12 protein-coding genes are annotated in these 14,670 nt (G+C 54.7%); 5 read left to right on the top strand and 7 right to left on the bottom strand.

Going from position 1 to position 14,670, the window contains the following annotated elements:
- Positions 1-23: 23 nt before the first annotated feature.
- From gsiB to IV433_RS00695, 3 genes are all read right to left on the bottom strand, one after another.
- Positions 24-1,580, bottom strand: a complete 1,557-nt coding sequence (gsiB, locus tag IV433_RS00705; RefSeq protein WP_195812841.1) for a glutathione ABC transporter substrate-binding protein GsiB — start codon at positions 1,578-1,580, stop codon at positions 24-26.
- Positions 1,581-1,653: 73 nt separating this feature from the next.
- Positions 1,654-3,510 carry a glutathione ABC transporter ATP-binding protein GsiA gene (gene gsiA / locus IV433_RS00700; protein ID WP_101075980.1) on the bottom strand — a complete coding sequence of 619 codons (1,857 nt, stop codon included), beginning with the start codon at positions 3,508-3,510 and terminating at the stop codon, positions 1,654-1,656.
- A complete protein-coding gene (locus IV433_RS00695) occupies positions 3,507-4,517 on the bottom strand; it encodes an isoaspartyl peptidase/L-asparaginase family protein (protein ID WP_195812842.1) in 1,011 nt (336 codons plus the stop codon). The genes gsiA and IV433_RS00695 overlap by 4 nt, the downstream gene beginning before the upstream one ends.
- A gap of 282 nt (positions 4,518-4,799) precedes the next feature.
- Between IV433_RS00695 and tsgA (IV433_RS00690) the strand changes: the two genes are divergently transcribed.
- Positions 4,800-5,999: an MFS transporter TsgA gene (gene tsgA / locus IV433_RS00690; protein WP_195812843.1), complete on the top strand. Its 1,200-nt coding sequence runs from the start codon at positions 4,800-4,802 to the stop codon at positions 5,997-5,999.
- 79 nt (positions 6,000-6,078) lie between these two features.
- Here the strand turns inward: tsgA (IV433_RS00690) and IV433_RS00685 are convergent, their stop codons facing one another.
- On the bottom strand, positions 6,079-6,987 hold the full coding sequence (locus IV433_RS00685; RefSeq protein ID WP_195812844.1) for a LysR family transcriptional regulator: 909 nt from the start codon (positions 6,985-6,987) through the stop codon (positions 6,079-6,081).
- 159 nt (positions 6,988-7,146) lie between these two features.
- Between IV433_RS00685 and xapA the strand changes: the two genes are divergently transcribed.
- Positions 7,147-7,980, top strand: coding sequence for a xanthosine phosphorylase (xapA, locus tag IV433_RS00680; RefSeq protein ID WP_195812845.1), 834 nt, complete (start codon positions 7,147-7,149; stop codon positions 7,978-7,980).
- Positions 7,981-7,989: 9 nt separating this feature from the next.
- On the top strand, positions 7,990-9,186 hold the full coding sequence (gene tsgA, locus IV433_RS00675) for an MFS transporter TsgA (RefSeq protein WP_195812846.1): 1,197 nt from the start codon (positions 7,990-7,992) through the stop codon (positions 9,184-9,186).
- Between the two features lie 72 nt (positions 9,187-9,258).
- On the opposite strand, the gene IV433_RS00670 is transcribed toward tsgA (IV433_RS00675), so the two are convergent.
- Positions 9,259-9,492, bottom strand: coding sequence for a DeoR family transcriptional regulator (locus IV433_RS00670; RefSeq protein ID WP_101075987.1), 234 nt, complete (start codon positions 9,490-9,492; stop codon positions 9,259-9,261).
- 245 nt (positions 9,493-9,737) lie between these two features.
- On the opposite strand from IV433_RS00670, the gene moeA reads away from it, so the two are divergent.
- Both moeA and moeB read left to right on the top strand, forming a co-directional pair.
- Complete coding sequence (moeA, locus tag IV433_RS00665) at positions 9,738-10,979, top strand: molybdopterin molybdotransferase MoeA (protein WP_195812847.1); 1,242 nt, start codon at positions 9,738-9,740, stop codon at positions 10,977-10,979.
- A 2-nt stretch (positions 10,980-10,981) separates the two neighbouring features.
- Entirely contained in the window at positions 10,982-11,743 is a 762-nt protein-coding gene (gene moeB / locus IV433_RS00660; RefSeq protein ID WP_195812848.1) for a molybdopterin-synthase adenylyltransferase MoeB, read from the top strand.
- A 76-nt stretch (positions 11,744-11,819) separates the two neighbouring features.
- Here moeB and IV433_RS00655 read toward each other — a convergent pair whose 3' ends face one another.
- Positions 11,820-13,415 (bottom strand): ABC-F family ATPase, encoded by a 1,596-nt coding sequence (locus IV433_RS00655; protein WP_152324245.1) that lies wholly within the window; start codon positions 13,413-13,415, stop codon positions 11,820-11,822.
- A 189-nt stretch (positions 13,416-13,604) separates the two neighbouring features.
- Positions 13,605-14,492, bottom strand: a complete 888-nt coding sequence (locus IV433_RS00650; RefSeq protein ID WP_101075991.1) for a nucleoside-specific channel-forming protein Tsx — start codon at positions 14,490-14,492, stop codon at positions 13,605-13,607.
- Positions 14,493-14,670: the final 178 nt, after the last annotated feature.

Here is a 14,670-nt window from a genome sequence, read left to right as displayed (position 1 = left end):
CGCCCTGAAAGCTTCACCGCATATTATTTCACATCGGCATCATCAAAGCTGAACGCCGTATCCGGCATCACATAGAAACCTGTCAGACGTTTGTTGTTGGCAGAAACCAGCCGCTCAGTCACCAGGAATGCCCACGGCGCGTCGGTCCAGATTTGTTTCTGGGCATCGGCGTACAGTTTGGCTTTCTCGGCTTTGTCGGTCGTTTTCAGCGCGTCGGACAAATCTTTATCCACCTGCGCATTGCTGTAGAACGCGGTGTTGAACTGCTTCGGTGGCGCAGCCTGGGTTGAGAACAGCGGCGACAGCGCCCAGTCAGCTTCGCCCGTTGACGCCGACCAGCCGGTATAGAACATCCGGATCCCCGCGTCTTTCTGCCCGACGTTTTCGACCTGCGCCGCACGCTGCGCGGCATCCATCGCGGTTACGGTGACTTTAATACCCACCTGCGCCAGCTGCTGTTGCGTAAACTGCAACACTTTCTGCGCGGTGCTGTTGTTATGTGAAGACCACAGCGTGGTGGTAAAGCCGTCCGGATAACCCGCTTCTTTCAGAAGTTGTTTGGCTTTTGCCGGATCGTATGGCCACGGTTTGAATTTCGCGGCGTATTCAATTCCCTGCGGCAATGGCCCTTCGGAAGGCACAGCGTAACCGGCAAACGCGACTTTAATCAGCGCCTGTTTGTTGATGGCGTAGTTGATCGCCTCACGCACTTTCACGTTATCGAACGGCTTTTGCGTGACGTTAAAGCTGATGTAACGATGCAAAATTGACGGCGCGGCCACCAGATCCAGTTTCGGGTTTTTCTCCAGCAGCGCGGCCTGCTCGTAAGGCACCGGGAACGCCAGATCGGCTTCACCGGTTTGCAGCATCGCGGCGCGGGTGTTGTTATCGACCACCGGGCGCCAGGTGATGGTGTCGAGTTTCGGCTCGCCTTTTTTCCAGTAACCGTCGAATTTCTTCACTTTCACGAAATCGGTCTGATTCCACTGTTCCAGCGTATACGGACCGGTGCCCACCGGATGGAAACCGATCTCTTTGCCATATTTGGTCAGCGCCGCCGGGGAAATAATCACGGCCGACGGGTGCGCCAGAATATTGATGAACGCCGAGAACGGTTCTTTCAGCGTGATTTTCACCGTGGTGTCATCCACCGCTTCCGTGCTGGCGATATTTTTAAACAGGTTGTAGCGCTTGAGATGATTGTCAGGGTTACTGGCGCGGTCAAAGTTAACTTTTACCGCCGCCGCGTTGAAGTCGGTACCATCCTGGAATTTCACGCCCGGATGCAGCTTGATGGTGTAAACCAGACCGTCCTTGCTGACCGTGTAGCTGTCCGCCAGCACGTTTTCCAGCTTCATGTTTTTATCGAAGCCAAACAGCCCCTGATAGAAGGATTTTGCCACCGCCTGCGACAGGGTGTCGTTCGCATCATAAGGATCAAGCGAGGTGAAGTTAGAGCCTACGGCGATCACAACGTCTTTGGCAGCCCATGCTGAAGCTGAAGCCAGAGAACCGAAAATAGCGGCAGCGAGCACCGCCTGGCGGATCACGTTCTTACCTTTACGTTTCTGCTGATTCATGTCAGTTCCTTTTCCTGTCTTACCCGTTTGTCTTACAAAGAATTGGCGCTTAAAAAACAAGCCACCACAAAAATCAGTAAAGCCCCGCGATAGCGTGCCGGGCGACAAAATGCCCTTCGCCGACCTGCACGAGCGGGGCGACCAGAGGCTCGTCGTTGAGCGCACGGATCGGGCTGGGAATTTCATCCACCAGCAAGGCCTGTTCTTTTCTTTTATGCGCCGGATCGGCCACGGGCACCGCCGCCATCAGTTTGCGGGTATACGCGTGCTGCGGATTTTCAAACACCGCGCGCCGCGTGCCGATTTCAACGATTTGCCCGAGATACATCACCGCCACGCGATGGCTGATACGTTCGACGACCGCCATGTCGTGCGAAATAAACAAAAACGCCAGCCCGAACTCTTTCTGTAAATCCATCAGCAAATTAATGATTTGCGCGCGGACAGACACATCGAGGGCGGAAACGGATTCATCCGCAATCACCACTTTCGGGTTGAGCGCGAGTGCGCGCGCAATACAAATCCGCTGACGCTGACCGCCGGAAAATTCGTGAGGATAGCGCTGCGCGTGTTCCGGCAGCAGCCCGACTTTTTCCAGCAGCCAGGCGACGCGCGCCTCGGCCTCTGCGCCTTTCGCCACATTGTGCACCAGCAGCGGTTCCATAATGGAATAACCCACCGTCAGGCGCGGATCGAGCGAAGCATACGGATCCTGAAAAATAAACTGAATATCGCGCCGCAGGTGTTGCAGCGCACTGCCGCTGACATCGGTCAGCACCTGGCCGTTAAACGTAATCGTGCCGCCCTGACTTTTCACCAGTTTCAGCAGCGAGCGACCGGTGGTGGATTTCCCACAGCCAGACTCGCCCACCAGCGCCAGCGTTTCGCCCGGATGTAAGTCAAAGCTGACTTTTTCCACGGCATGAACGCGGCGCGTCACGCGGTTGAAAATGCCACTGCGCAGATCAAAACGCGTGACGAGATCGCGAACCTGCAAAACCGGCGGCGCACCCGGCGTCAGGGTGTCCTGCACCAGTTCCGGGTCACTTTCTTTTTGCTCCTGCACAGGGAAACGCGCGGGCAACGGTTTACCGGCCATCGAACCTAATTTTGGCACCGCCGCCAGCAGCGAGCGGGTATAGGGCTGTTGCGGCGCACGGAAAATCGCGCCCACGTCGCCGGTTTCCACGCTGTTGCCCTGATGCATGACCAGCACGCGGTCGGCGATTTCAGCCACCACGCCCATATCGTGAGTGATAAAAATCACGCCCATCTGCATCTCTTTTTGCAGCACGCGGATGAGCTGTAGAATCTGCGCCTGAATGGTCACATCCAGCGCCGTTGTCGGTTCGTCGGCAATCAGCAGCGCGGGTTTGCACGACAGCGCCATCGCAATCATCACCCGCTGGCGCATGCCGCCGGAAAGCTGATGCGGATAACTGTCGAGAATGTTTCGGGCTTCAGGAATGCGCACCAGATCCAGCATCCGCAACGCTTCGGCGCGCGCAGCCCGACTGTCTTTGTTCTGATGCAGGCGGATGGATTCCGCGATTTGCTCGCCCACCGGAAACACCGGATTTAGCGAGGTCATCGGCTCCTGAAAAATCATCGCAATATCGGCACCGCGCAGGCTGCGCATGGACGATTGCGACGCGGCCATCAAATCCACCACTTCGGCATTTCGGCGGCGAAAAAGCATGTCGCCCTGGGAAATCTGCCCGCCACCCTGCTCCACCAGCCGCATCAGCGCCAGCGACGTCACCGATTTACCGGAACCCGATTCGCCAACAATGGCCAGCGTTTCGCCGCGCCTGACCTGAAAGCTGAGATTATTCACAGCCGGAATAATTTGCCCTTCATGCGAAAACTGAACGCTGAGCTGGCTGACGGCCAGCACATGGTCGGGCGGCAAAATAACCGGGCTGCTCATCGGTAAATACTGACGACGGGGGCGTCACCCACACGGGCAAATCCGCGGTACATGCCTTCGCTGTTAAATGGCAAAACGACGTTGCCAAAGCGGTCGATGGCGATCATTCCGCCGCTCCCGCCCATCGGCAGCAGCTTTTCCTGCACCACTTTGTGCGTGGCTTCTTCGAGCGTTAAACCGGCATATTCAATCAATGCCGCGACGTCATACGCCGCGACCGTGCGCATAAAGACTTCGCCGGTGCCGGTGCTGGAAATCGCCACGGTGCTATTACTGGCGTAGCAGCCTGCACCAATAATCGGGCTGTCGCCGACGCGTCCGGCCTGTTTGTTGGTCATGCCGCCGGTGGATGTCGCCGCCGCCAGGTTGCCCTGCGCGTCCATCGCCACCGCGCCGACGGTACCAAATTTATGTTCAGGATCGATAGGGTCGCCAGACGGCTGAACATTCAGGGACGCCCCGTCGTGATCGAGCATCACGCCGCCGTCTGCCGCAATCGCGCGCTGCAACTGTTCGAAACGTTCCTGCGTGTAGAAGAATTCCGGCGCAACCATTTCCTGCCCGTGCTCGCGGGCAAACGCTTCCGCACCCGCGCCGGTAAACATGACATGCGGGCTGTTTTCCAGCACCTTGCGCGCGGTCAGAATCGGGTTGCGAATATGATTAACGCAGCTGATGGCACCGGCATCCAGCGTGCGGCCATCCATGATGCAGGCATCCAGCTCATGCGTGCCCTGATGCGTGAAAACGGCACCTTTCCCGGCATTAAATAACGGGCATTCTTCCAGTAAACGCACCGCTTCTGTGACCGCATCCAGTGCGCTGCCGCCCGCCGCCAGAATGGCCTGCCCGCTGGCAACAATACGTTCCAGCTCGGCCAGATAATGTTGTTCTTTTTCACGACTCATTGCTGCGCGGGTAATCGCCCCGGCACCACCGTGAATGGCAATGACCGGACGCTTCTTGTCCGAAACGGAACTCGCTGAATTATCAGTAGAAGAACTCATTAGAACTGCACCCTGAGTTGTTGTATTTATGTATACAGAAAGTGATGTTGCCCTGTTTTTTGACTATATTTAGCCCGCTACAGTATGTAAAGCAGAAATGTAAAACTACAAAAACGCGCTAATTGCTTAGATTGTTTAAGAAAATCAAATACGAAGATTGAATAAACGTCCAAGACAAACCGTTAAAGAACAGGAATAATAAACGTCCTAACCGCAGATATAAGCACCTCTGGCAAAGCTTACTGTGGCCTTCTTATATTTTTTATTTTTAGGAAATCAGTTATGGAAACTGTTTATAACCGCCGTCGGATCAACGTGATCTCGTGGCTAAGTTACTTCTTTACCGGTGGGCTGGTTTCCACTTTAGGGATTGTCATCGGCCCGGTGGCGACCGCTTTCAATAAAGAGCCTGCATTTATCGGCCTGATGTTCTCACTGATGAACATCGGTTTGTTCCTGCCGATCATGATTAGCGGCATCCTGATGCGTAAGTTCGATCTCGGTAAGCAGCTGATTACCGGTTCAATTATCACCATTCTGACCTGTATCGCCCTGTTCGTGATGCCGTCCATCACACTGTTCGGCGTCGGGGTATTCCTGATTGGTGCGACGGCGGGCCTGATGATGTCTATCGGCAGCTATCTGGTTGTGCGCATCAATGATGATCCGAAAAAGCGTTCTGCCAACCTGATTTTTACCGACTTCTTCTTTGCGCTGTCCGGCATGACGCTGTCGCTGGTACTCGGTTTCCTGTTCAAACATGGCGCAAGCTGGCTGGCGATGTACGGCATCATGGGCACCCTGAGCGTGCTGATGATTTTGCTGTGCGTGGGTCAGAAATTCCCGGTGGTCGCTAAACCGGAAGCCGTGGCGAAACAGGATCGTGAAGCGAAAGAGCCGTGGGGCTTTGCCGCGTACGTGCTGTGTTTTGCGTTGTTTGCCTTCGTCTTCAGCGAACTGGTTTTCACCCTGTGGATGCCAAGCTGGTTGCATGAACACTTCGGTCTGGACACTGACCGCGCCGCGATTTACATCACCACTTACTGGATGGTGAAAGCGATTGGCCTGTTCCTTAACCAGTTCACCGTGCGTTTCGTCAAACTGCGTACGTTCCTGTTTGTCTCCGCGATTGTTGGCTTAATCAGCCTGTGCGTAGTGACGCACAGCGAAAACACGGCGCTGGTGATGGTTGCAGTGGGCCTGTTCGGGTTCTGTAACTCAGGGATGTTCTCCGGCCTGATGAGCTACGGCAGCCTGCAGGTGAAAAACTCACCGCCAACGCTGACCTCTGCCCTGCTGACCACCGCGTCAGTCGGCACGCTGATTTTCGCGTCATTCTCTTCGTTCATTTACCGCGAATACGGCCTGTTCTGGGCGCTGAATATCGCCACCGTTTCTTACGTGCTTCTGGTGCTGGCGGTGATCATTGCCGGTATCCGCAGTAAAGCAGAAAAGATTCATCGCGAAATGTCTGTCGGCTGAAGGGCAGACTGAGTTGTTCAAAAGCCGCGGGATAATTCCTGCGGCTTTTTTAATGGATGGGATTTTAGACGCGAGTGCGTCAGAGCAAATCCAGGAAACGCGCTGCCGCCGGTGTCACCGAATCCGCCTGATAAATGGCGTAGAGATCGGCGGGCAGCATTTCCGTCAGTGCGCAAAACCGCACACCTGGCCAGTGGATCCGCGCATAGCTTTCCGGCAACAACGTAATTCCGTAACCGTTCGCCACCAGCGCCAGCGCAGTCTGCGGCTCATTCACCTGCTGTTTCACCTGCGGCAGAAAACCGTGCTGACGGCACATCGAATACAAATAACTGCCCAGACTCGACGTGTTCATCGGCATCAGAATAAAATCTTCATTCGCCAGCTGGCTGAACGCCACACTGTTTCTGACCGCCAGCGGATGATTTTCTGACAGCGCCACGGCCACGTTCTCACGCCCCATCAGCTTGCTCGATAATCCCTGCGGCAGCGCCAGCTTTGCCTCGCGCCAGATGCCGATATCAATCCTTTGCAGCTGCAACGCATCGATTTGCTGGACCGGCGTAAGTTCGGTAATCGACCAGCTGATTTCCGGCGCATGCCTGCCGAAATTGTTCAGCACCGGCATCAGCGGCCCCCACGCGGCAGTGCCCACCGTACCAAACTGAATATGCCCGATTTCCCCCCGGCCAATTTTGCGCACCTGATGCAAGGAACGGTTGATGCTGTCGAGCATCAGCCCTGCTTCGCGCATCAGCGCCGCGCCCGCTGGTGTCAGCGACACGGAACGGGTGGTACGCAGAAACAGCGGCGTGCCGAGCAGATGTTCCAGCTCTTTGATATGCAGGCTCAGCGGCGGCTGCGACATATTGAGCCGCACTGCCGCTTTGCTGAAACTCAGTTCCTCGGCCACGACGCGAAAGTAGTGCAGCAGGCGGAGATTAATCTGGCCGAGATCGAAAACTGAATCGGTGAATGGTCGCGTCACATTTTCTCCAGCAACATTTGTTTTCCCTTAAATATCAGCATATTGGATTTATAGATTTTGACTATAAATCCCCGTGGCGAACGGTATTAGACGCCACAGGCCGCTCACCCTAGCATTGCCTTCAACTCAACCCTACTGCCAATAATGAGAGAAGTGATCATGCTCAATAACAACGCGTTTGACTGTGCAGCAATTATCCGCCAGCGTGCTCCGGGCTTTATTCCGCGCGCCGCGCTTATCTTAGGTTCCGGCCTCGGCACGCTGTGTGACGATATGTCCGGTGCGATTACCATTCCTTATCACGACCTGCCGGGGTTCCCGCAAAGCAGCGTCGTCGGCCACGCCGGTGAACTGGTTCTGGGCCATCTCGAAGGTGTACCGGTAATGTGTATGAAAGGCCGCGGCCATATGTATGAAGGCCACGGTATGTCAGTGATGACCAGCGCGGTGCGCACCTTCAAACTGCTGGGCTGTGAATTCCTGCTGGCGACCAACGCCGCCGGTTCCATGCGCAAAGAAGTCGCGCCGGGCCGTTTGGTTGCGCTCAACGACCACGTCAGCTTTATGCCGGAATCCCCGCTGGCAGGCCCGAATGACGACCGTTTCGGCCCGCGCTTCTTCAGCCTCGCGAACGCCTATGACAAAGATCTGCGCGCACAGCTTCACGCTGTCGCCGGCAAACTGGGCATCGACGTGGCAGAAGGTGTATTCGCCGCCTACACCGGCCCGAACTTCGAAACGCCTGCAGAAATCCGCATGATGCAAACCCTCGGCTGCGACGTCGTCGGCATGTCCATCGTGCCGGAAGTGATTTCTGCGCGACACTGCGGCCTCAAAGTGCTGGCGGTTTCTGCCATGACCAACTTTGCCGAAGGTTTATCCGACACCCCGCTTTCCCACGAACAAACCCTGAGCTGCGCAAAACTGGCGGTGGGCGATTTCACCCGACTGATCCGCGCGTTCTTCGCCGACCTGTCAGCGGCTGGAAAATAAGAGGCGTCTATGGAACAGGCATTCAACCGCCAGCGGATCAATATGATTTCCTGGCTGAGTTATTTCTTCACCGGCGCGCTGGTTTCAACGCTCGGTATCGTGATCGGCCCGGTGTCGCAGGCGTTTGGCAAAGACCCCGGCTTTATCGGACAAATGTTTACGCTGATGAACATCGGCCTGTTTCTGCCGATCATGATAAGCGGCGTGCTGATGCGCAGATTCAATCTGGGCAAACAGCTGATCACCGGCTCAACCGTCTCTGTGCTGACCTGCATCGCGCTGTTCCTGATGCCGACCATCACCATGTTCGGTATCGGCGTTTTCCTGATTGGCGCGGCGTCCGGCATCATGATGTCCATCGGCTGCTATCTGGTGGTGCGCATCAATGAAGATCCGAAGAAACGTTCGGCGAACCTGATTCTCACCGATTTCTTCTTTGCGCTGGCGGGTGTGATTCTGTCCCTGCTGCTGGGGTATTTATTCCAGCATGGCGCAAGCTGGCTGGCGATGTACGGCGTCATGGCGGTGCTGAGCCTGATGATGATCGTGCTGTGCGTCGGTCAGAAATTCCCGTCGATTCCGCAGGCTGTTGAGAAAGAATCATCAACCGGCCAGCAGCACCACCGCTGGGGCGTTTCGGTGTGGGTGTTGTGCTTCGCGCTGTTTGCTTTCCTGCTGGCAGAACCGGTGTTCACTATGTGGCTGCCAAGCTGGCTGAAAGAGCATTTCGGAATGGCTGCTGACCGTGCGGCGTTCTACATCACAACCTACTGGACGGTGAAATCCATCGGCCTGTTTGTGAATCAGTTCACCGTTCGCTTCGTGAAACTGCGCACGTATCTGCTGATTTCAGCGGGTGTCGGGCTGGTGAGTCTGGCCGTTGCGGCTAACAGCGGGAACCCGATGCTTATCCTGATTTGCGCCGGTCTGTTTGGCTTCTGCAATTCCGGCCTGTTCTCCGGCATCATGAGCTACGGAAGCTTGCAGGTCAGAAATTCGCCGCCAACGCTGACGTCTGCCCTGCTGACTATCGGCACTATCGGGACGCTGATTTTCTCCACGCTGTCGTCGCTGGTGTACAGCCAGTACGGGTTATTCTGGGCGCTAAATACCGCGACCATCGCCTATGTCTTCCTGCTGGCGGCGCTGATTTTTGCCTCAGTCAACAGCAAAGCCGAAGCGCTGGAGCAGCAACCGGTACACTGATTTACTAAAGTATTGTGCATAAAAAAGGGAAGACTCTGCGGAGCCTTCCCTTTTCTTATTTCACTGCCGTGATTAAAGCTGCGGGCAGCGCTGCAAACTGTTTAGCCAGGATGTTTCAGGCTGAGCAACCAGACGACGGGCGCGGCCGTGACGACGCAGAATCAACCCTTTATCCTGCATTTCACTCAGGTCACGACGAATGGTTTCAAGACTTACATCCAGCGATTGTGCCAGTTCGCTTACCTGTAACACTTCATGCTGTTCTACCAACTGAAGGATGGCCTGATGGCGATTTTTTTTAAGCACCGGTTATTCCTGTATATTTGACAGTTGCGTGACTCATGTCACAAATAACGGAAACCATCATACCTGCGTTACATTGTTAATTTTGGGATCGATCTCAATTTTTCAGGAATCCCCACGAAGTTTTTACGCCTTCCGCAATTTTTGGTTCGCCGCGTTTCTCTGTCATACTATGCGCATGCTCCAATTCCCCGCCCGGTTCCGGTGAAAACACCCGTTCCGCCGGGATGAACCTCAAAGGAATTTTCATGGAATTCAATACTGCCGGTCTGATCTCGCTGGAAGAAGCGCTGGAAAAAATGCGCGCTTATGTCCCGTCCAAAACAGCGAAAGATGCCGAATCTCTTCCGCTCGCTGCCGCCGCAGGCCGCATTACCGCCACGCCGGTGAAATCCCCGGTTTTCGTCCCGCCTTTTGATAATTCCGCGATGGACGGTTACGCCGTGCGCTGCGCCGATTTGCATACGGACGCCGTTCTGCCTGTGGCAGGTAAAGCCTTTGCCGGTGCGCCTTTCCACGGTGAATGGCCTGCCGGAACCTGTATCCGCATCATGACCGGCGCGCCGGTTCCGCAAGGTGCCGACGCGGTGATCATGCAGGAACAGGCCGACCTGTCAGAAGCGGGCGTGCGGTTCACCGCAGAAGTGCATAAAGGTCAGAATATCCGCCTCACCGGCGATGACATCAAACAAGGCGACAGCGTGCTGCCTGCCGGTGTGCGTCTTGGCGCAGCTGAATTGCCACTGCTGGCTTCTTTAGGTGTGACGGAAGTTAACGTCTGGAAAGCGCTGAAAGTCGCGGTGTTTTCGACCGGGGACGAACTGCAACCCGTCGGCACGCCGTTAGAGGAAGGCCAGATTTACGACACCAACCGTTTCGCCGTGCGTCTGATGCTCGAACAGCTCGGCTGCACGGTTCTGGATTTAGGGATTATCCGCGATAATCCGCAGGCGCTGCGCAAAGCCTTTGAAGAAGCCAATGCCTTTGCCGATCTGGTGATTTCCAGCGGTGGCGTGTCCGTGGGCGAAGCCGATTACACCAAGCAAATGCTCGATGAACTGGGTGAGATTGGTTTCTGGAAACTGGCGATGAAACCGGGTAAACCATTCGCGTTCGGCAAATTGCAGGACAGCTGGTTCTGTGGCCTGCCGGGCAATCCGGTTTCTGCTGCACTGACGTTTTATCAGCTCGTGCAACCGTTTATCGCTCAGCTTTCCGGCCACACCGCCTGGCAGTTTCCGCCGCGCCTGAAAGCGAAAGCCGTGACACCGCTCAAGAAATCCGCCGGACGTCTGGATTTCCAGCGCGGTATTTTCAGCACCAACGCCGAAGGCCAGCTCGAAGTACGCACCACCGGCCATCAGGGCTCGCATGTCTTCAGCTCATTCAGCCTCGCAAACTGTTTTGTGGTGCTTGAACGTGAGCGCGAAAACGTCGCCGCAGGTGAAATCGTAGAAATCGAACCTTTCAACGCCCTGCTTCGGAGCTGATCATGGCGACGCTGCCGGAACTGACGGACGCCGAAACCCTGCGTTATAACCGCCAGATCGTTTTGAAAGGGTTTGATTTCGATGCGCAGGAAAAGCTGAAAGCCAGCCACGCGCTGATTGTCGGCCTCGGCGGTCTGGGCTGTGCGGCGGCGCAATATCTGGCAGCAGCCGGAACAGGCACGCTGACATTGCTGGATTTCGACACCGTTTCGCTGTCCAATTTGCAGCGCCAGACGCTGCATACTGACGCCAGAATCGGCATGTCGAAAGTGGCATCCGCCGCGCTGGCGCTGGCGGCAATCAACCCGCACATTCAGCTGAATCAGGTTGACGCTCAGGCGGATGACGAAATGCTGCGCGAACTGATTGCCGCCTGCGACATCGTTGTCGATTGCACCGACAACGTCACGACGCGGAATCAGCTCAATCAGCAATGTTTTACGCAGAAAAAACCGCTGGTGTCCGGTGCTGCCATCCGCATGGAAGGCCAGCTGAGCGTATTTACGTGGCAGCCCGGCGAGCCGTGCTATCGCTGTCTGAGCCGTCTGTTTGGCGAAAACGCGCTGACCTGCGTCGAAGCCGGCGTAATGTCACCGCTGGTCGGCACCATTGGAAGCTTGCAGGCCATGGAAACTATCAAGTTGCTGACTCACTTCGGCGAAACGCCACGCGGAAAACTGCTGATGTACGACGCCATGACGCTGCAATTTCGCCAGATGAACCTGATGAAAGATCCGGGTTGCGAGGTTTGCGGGGATTGCTGATTCTCAGAGTTTTTCACTGAAATTCAGGTAAAAAAAAAGTCCGCATATTTGCGGACTTTTTTATCAGAATCAACAATTAAGTGTTGATACCCTGGCTGCGCAGGTAGTCTTCGTAGTTACCGGAGAAGTCGATGACACGGGTCGGTGTCATTTCCAGAATACGCGTCGCCAGCGAGCTGACGAATTCACGGTCGTGGGAAACGAAGATCAGCGTGCCTTCGTACATTTCCAGCGCCATGTTCAGTGACTCGATAGATTCCATATCCAGGTGGTTGGTTGGTTCATCCATGATCAGGATGTTCGGACGCTGCATCATCAGTTTCCCGAATAACATACGACCTTTCTCACCACCGGAAAGCACTTTCACTTTCTTCTTGATGTCGTCCTGACCGAACAGCAGACGCCCGAGAACACCGCGCACGGCCTGCTCGTCGTCTTTCTCGGATTTCCACTGACTCATCCAGTCGAAAACGTTCAGGGTATCGTCGAATTCATATTCGTGATCCTGCGCGTAGTAACCGATTTTTGAGTTTTCAGACCATTTAACTGAACCGCTTTCCGGCTCATGCTCGCCGACCAGCGTTTTCAACAGGGTCGATTTACCGATACCGTTGGCGCCCAGAATCGCGACTTTCTCGCCGACTTCCAGCATCAGGCCCAGGTTTTTAAACAGCGGACCGTTGTCGAAACCTTTGGTGATTTTTTCCACTTCCAGCGCATTACGGAACAATTTCTTGTCCTGCTCAAAACGCATGTAAGGATTCTGGCGGCTGGACGCTTTGATTTCGTCGAGCTGAATTTTATCAATCTGACGGGCACGGGAAGTCGCCTGTTTAGATTTGGAGGCGTTGGCGCTGAAGCGGCTGACGAACGATTGCAGCTCGGCAATTTGCGCTTTTTTCTTGGCGTTATTGGCACTCAGAAGTTCACGAGCCTGCGTTGCCGCCGTCATGTATTCGTCGTAGTTACCCGGATAAACGCGCAGTTCGCCGTAGTCCAGATCCGCCATGTGCGTACACACCATGTTCAGGAAGTGACGGTCATGCGAAATGATGATCATGGTGCTGTTACGCTCGTTCAGCACCTGCTCCAGCCAGCGAATGGTATCGATGTCCAGGTTGTTCGTCGGTTCATCGAGCAGCAGAATTTCCGGGTCAGAGAACAGCGCCTGAGCCAGCAATACGCGCAGTTTAAAACCTGGTGCGATTTCGCTCATCGGGCCGTAATGTTGCTCAACAGGAATGCCGACGCCCAGCAGCAGTTCACCGGCGCGGGATTCGGCGCTGTAGCCGTCCATTTCGCCGTAAGCGACTTCCAAATCAGCCACTTTGTAGCCATCTTCTTCGCTCATTTCTGCCATTGCATAAATGCGGTCGCGCTCTTCCTTCACTTCCCACAATTCGGTGTGGCCCATGATCACGGTGTCCAGCACGCTGAACTGTTCGAATGCGAACTGATCCTGGCGCAGTTTACCCAGACGCTCGTTCGGGTCGAGGACCACGTTGCCGCCTGATGGCACTAAATCGCCACCGAGGATTTTCATGAAAGTGGATTTACCACAACCGTTCGCGCCAATCAGGCCATAGCGGTTACCGCCGCCAAATTTGACGTTAATGTTTTCAAATAACGGCTTGCTGCCGAATTGCATGGTGATGTTGTAAGTACTTAGCACAACGCTCGCTCTTCATTGGGAAATGTGATTTGGCGCGCATTATGCCACAACGGCGCGGCGGGATCGCCTGTAGTTGTGGTCATTTTTCACTCAATAGCTAAAAAAGTGTGTTATGCGCAGGATTATCAGAGGGTCAGAAATGCAAAAAACCCGGCATCAGCCGGGTTTTTTCGGGTTAACAACTGAAATCTAGAAGTTGTAACCGATCACGCCATAGTAACCCCAGCCAGTAGATTTCACGTCGAAATTACCGTTACCGAAGTTCAGCTCAGCGCCGTCAGCCCACTGGCCGCCGTTGTGGAAGTAACGCGCCACGAACGAGTAATGCCAGTGTGTGTAGTTCAGCGAGAGGATGTGGCTGGACGCGATAGAGTTGTTAGAACGCGCTTTATTGCCGTTCAGGTCACGGAAATCGTCATCGCCCAGTGAGGAGCCCCAGTCAAAGTTGGTGAACCCGATGTAGCTCAGGTTACCGCCCCACAGCTGCGTCAGAGGAACGAAGTATTTCACTTTGAAACGGTAGCCGTCCCAGCTGTTTTCGTTCGCTGCGCCGTAGTTTTCCCACTGGTATTTTGCATACACGTTCAGAGACAGGCTCATCGGCAGATGGGTATCAATGTCGGTACCCAGACCCATATACCAGGTGTTCTGACGGTTATCGCTGTCCGGGCCCATATCGTAGATATAGTTGTTCGCGAAGTACCATTCTTTGAACGGACCAAAGCTCAGGTCAGTGCCGGTCAGCTTATCGATAGAGAAGCGCGGTTCGATTTCCATAAACAGCGGAGAACCGTTCTTATCCCAGATGCCGGTGTCGTTGCCGTTACCTGCACCGAAGGTTTTAGGAATATCGATATAGCCGTAGAAATCAAACCAGTCTTTGTGCGCAAACGCTTCATATTCAAGATAAACATCGTTACGCAGAGTAGGCCCGAAACGGGTGTCGGCGCTGCCTACAACGTTGACACTCTGGTGCCACCAGTCAGAAACAAATTCGCCCTTGCTATCATCAGCGAGCACGGTCGCGCTGTAGGACAAAGCCATCAAAGCGCCTGCTGCAATAATTTTATTTTTCATATTTTTACCAGAAGCGGGGGTGGGACAACGCCTTGCCACTATCAGGCGTTGCATAAATAGAACCCTAAAACTGTGATCCGCAACCGATTGCTGCACATAGTGCAATAAACATGCAATTTCCAGTCACTTCCTACAAGAGTTAACTTTTCTTAGCTAATAAATAGATTTGGTCAAGGTT

This window comes from Rahnella laticis (assembly GCF_015644585.1).
Classification (GTDB): Bacteria; Pseudomonadota; Gammaproteobacteria; order Enterobacterales; family Enterobacteriaceae; genus Rahnella; species Rahnella laticis.
This window is presented reverse-complemented; position numbering and strand designations above follow the sequence as displayed.

Bases quoted from the DNA above. Each gene is read 5' to 3' on its own strand.
- gsiB (WP_195812841.1), bottom strand. From the start codon at position 1,580: ATGAATCAGCAGAAACGTAAAGGTAAGAACGTGATCCGCCAGGCGGTG.
- gsiA (WP_101075980.1), bottom strand. From the start codon at position 3,510: ATGAGCAGCCCGGTTATTTTGCCGCCCGACCATGTGCTGGCCGTCAGC.
- IV433_RS00695 (WP_195812842.1), bottom strand. From the start codon at position 4,517: ATGAGTTCTTCTACTGATAATTCAGCGAGTTCCGTTTCGGACAAGAAG.
- tsgA (WP_195812843.1), top strand. From the start codon at position 4,800: ATGGAAACTGTTTATAACCGCCGTCGGATCAACGTGATCTCGTGGCTA.
- xapA (WP_195812845.1), top strand. From the start codon at position 7,147: ATGCTCAATAACAACGCGTTTGACTGTGCAGCAATTATCCGCCAGCGT.
- tsgA (WP_195812846.1), top strand. From the start codon at position 7,990: ATGGAACAGGCATTCAACCGCCAGCGGATCAATATGATTTCCTGGCTG.
- moeA (WP_195812847.1), top strand. From the start codon at position 9,738: ATGGAATTCAATACTGCCGGTCTGATCTCGCTGGAAGAAGCGCTGGAA.
- moeB (WP_195812848.1), top strand. From the start codon at position 10,982: ATGGCGACGCTGCCGGAACTGACGGACGCCGAAACCCTGCGTTATAAC.
- IV433_RS00650 (WP_101075991.1), bottom strand. From the start codon at position 14,492: ATGAAAAATAAAATTATTGCAGCAGGCGCTTTGATGGCTTTGTCCTAC.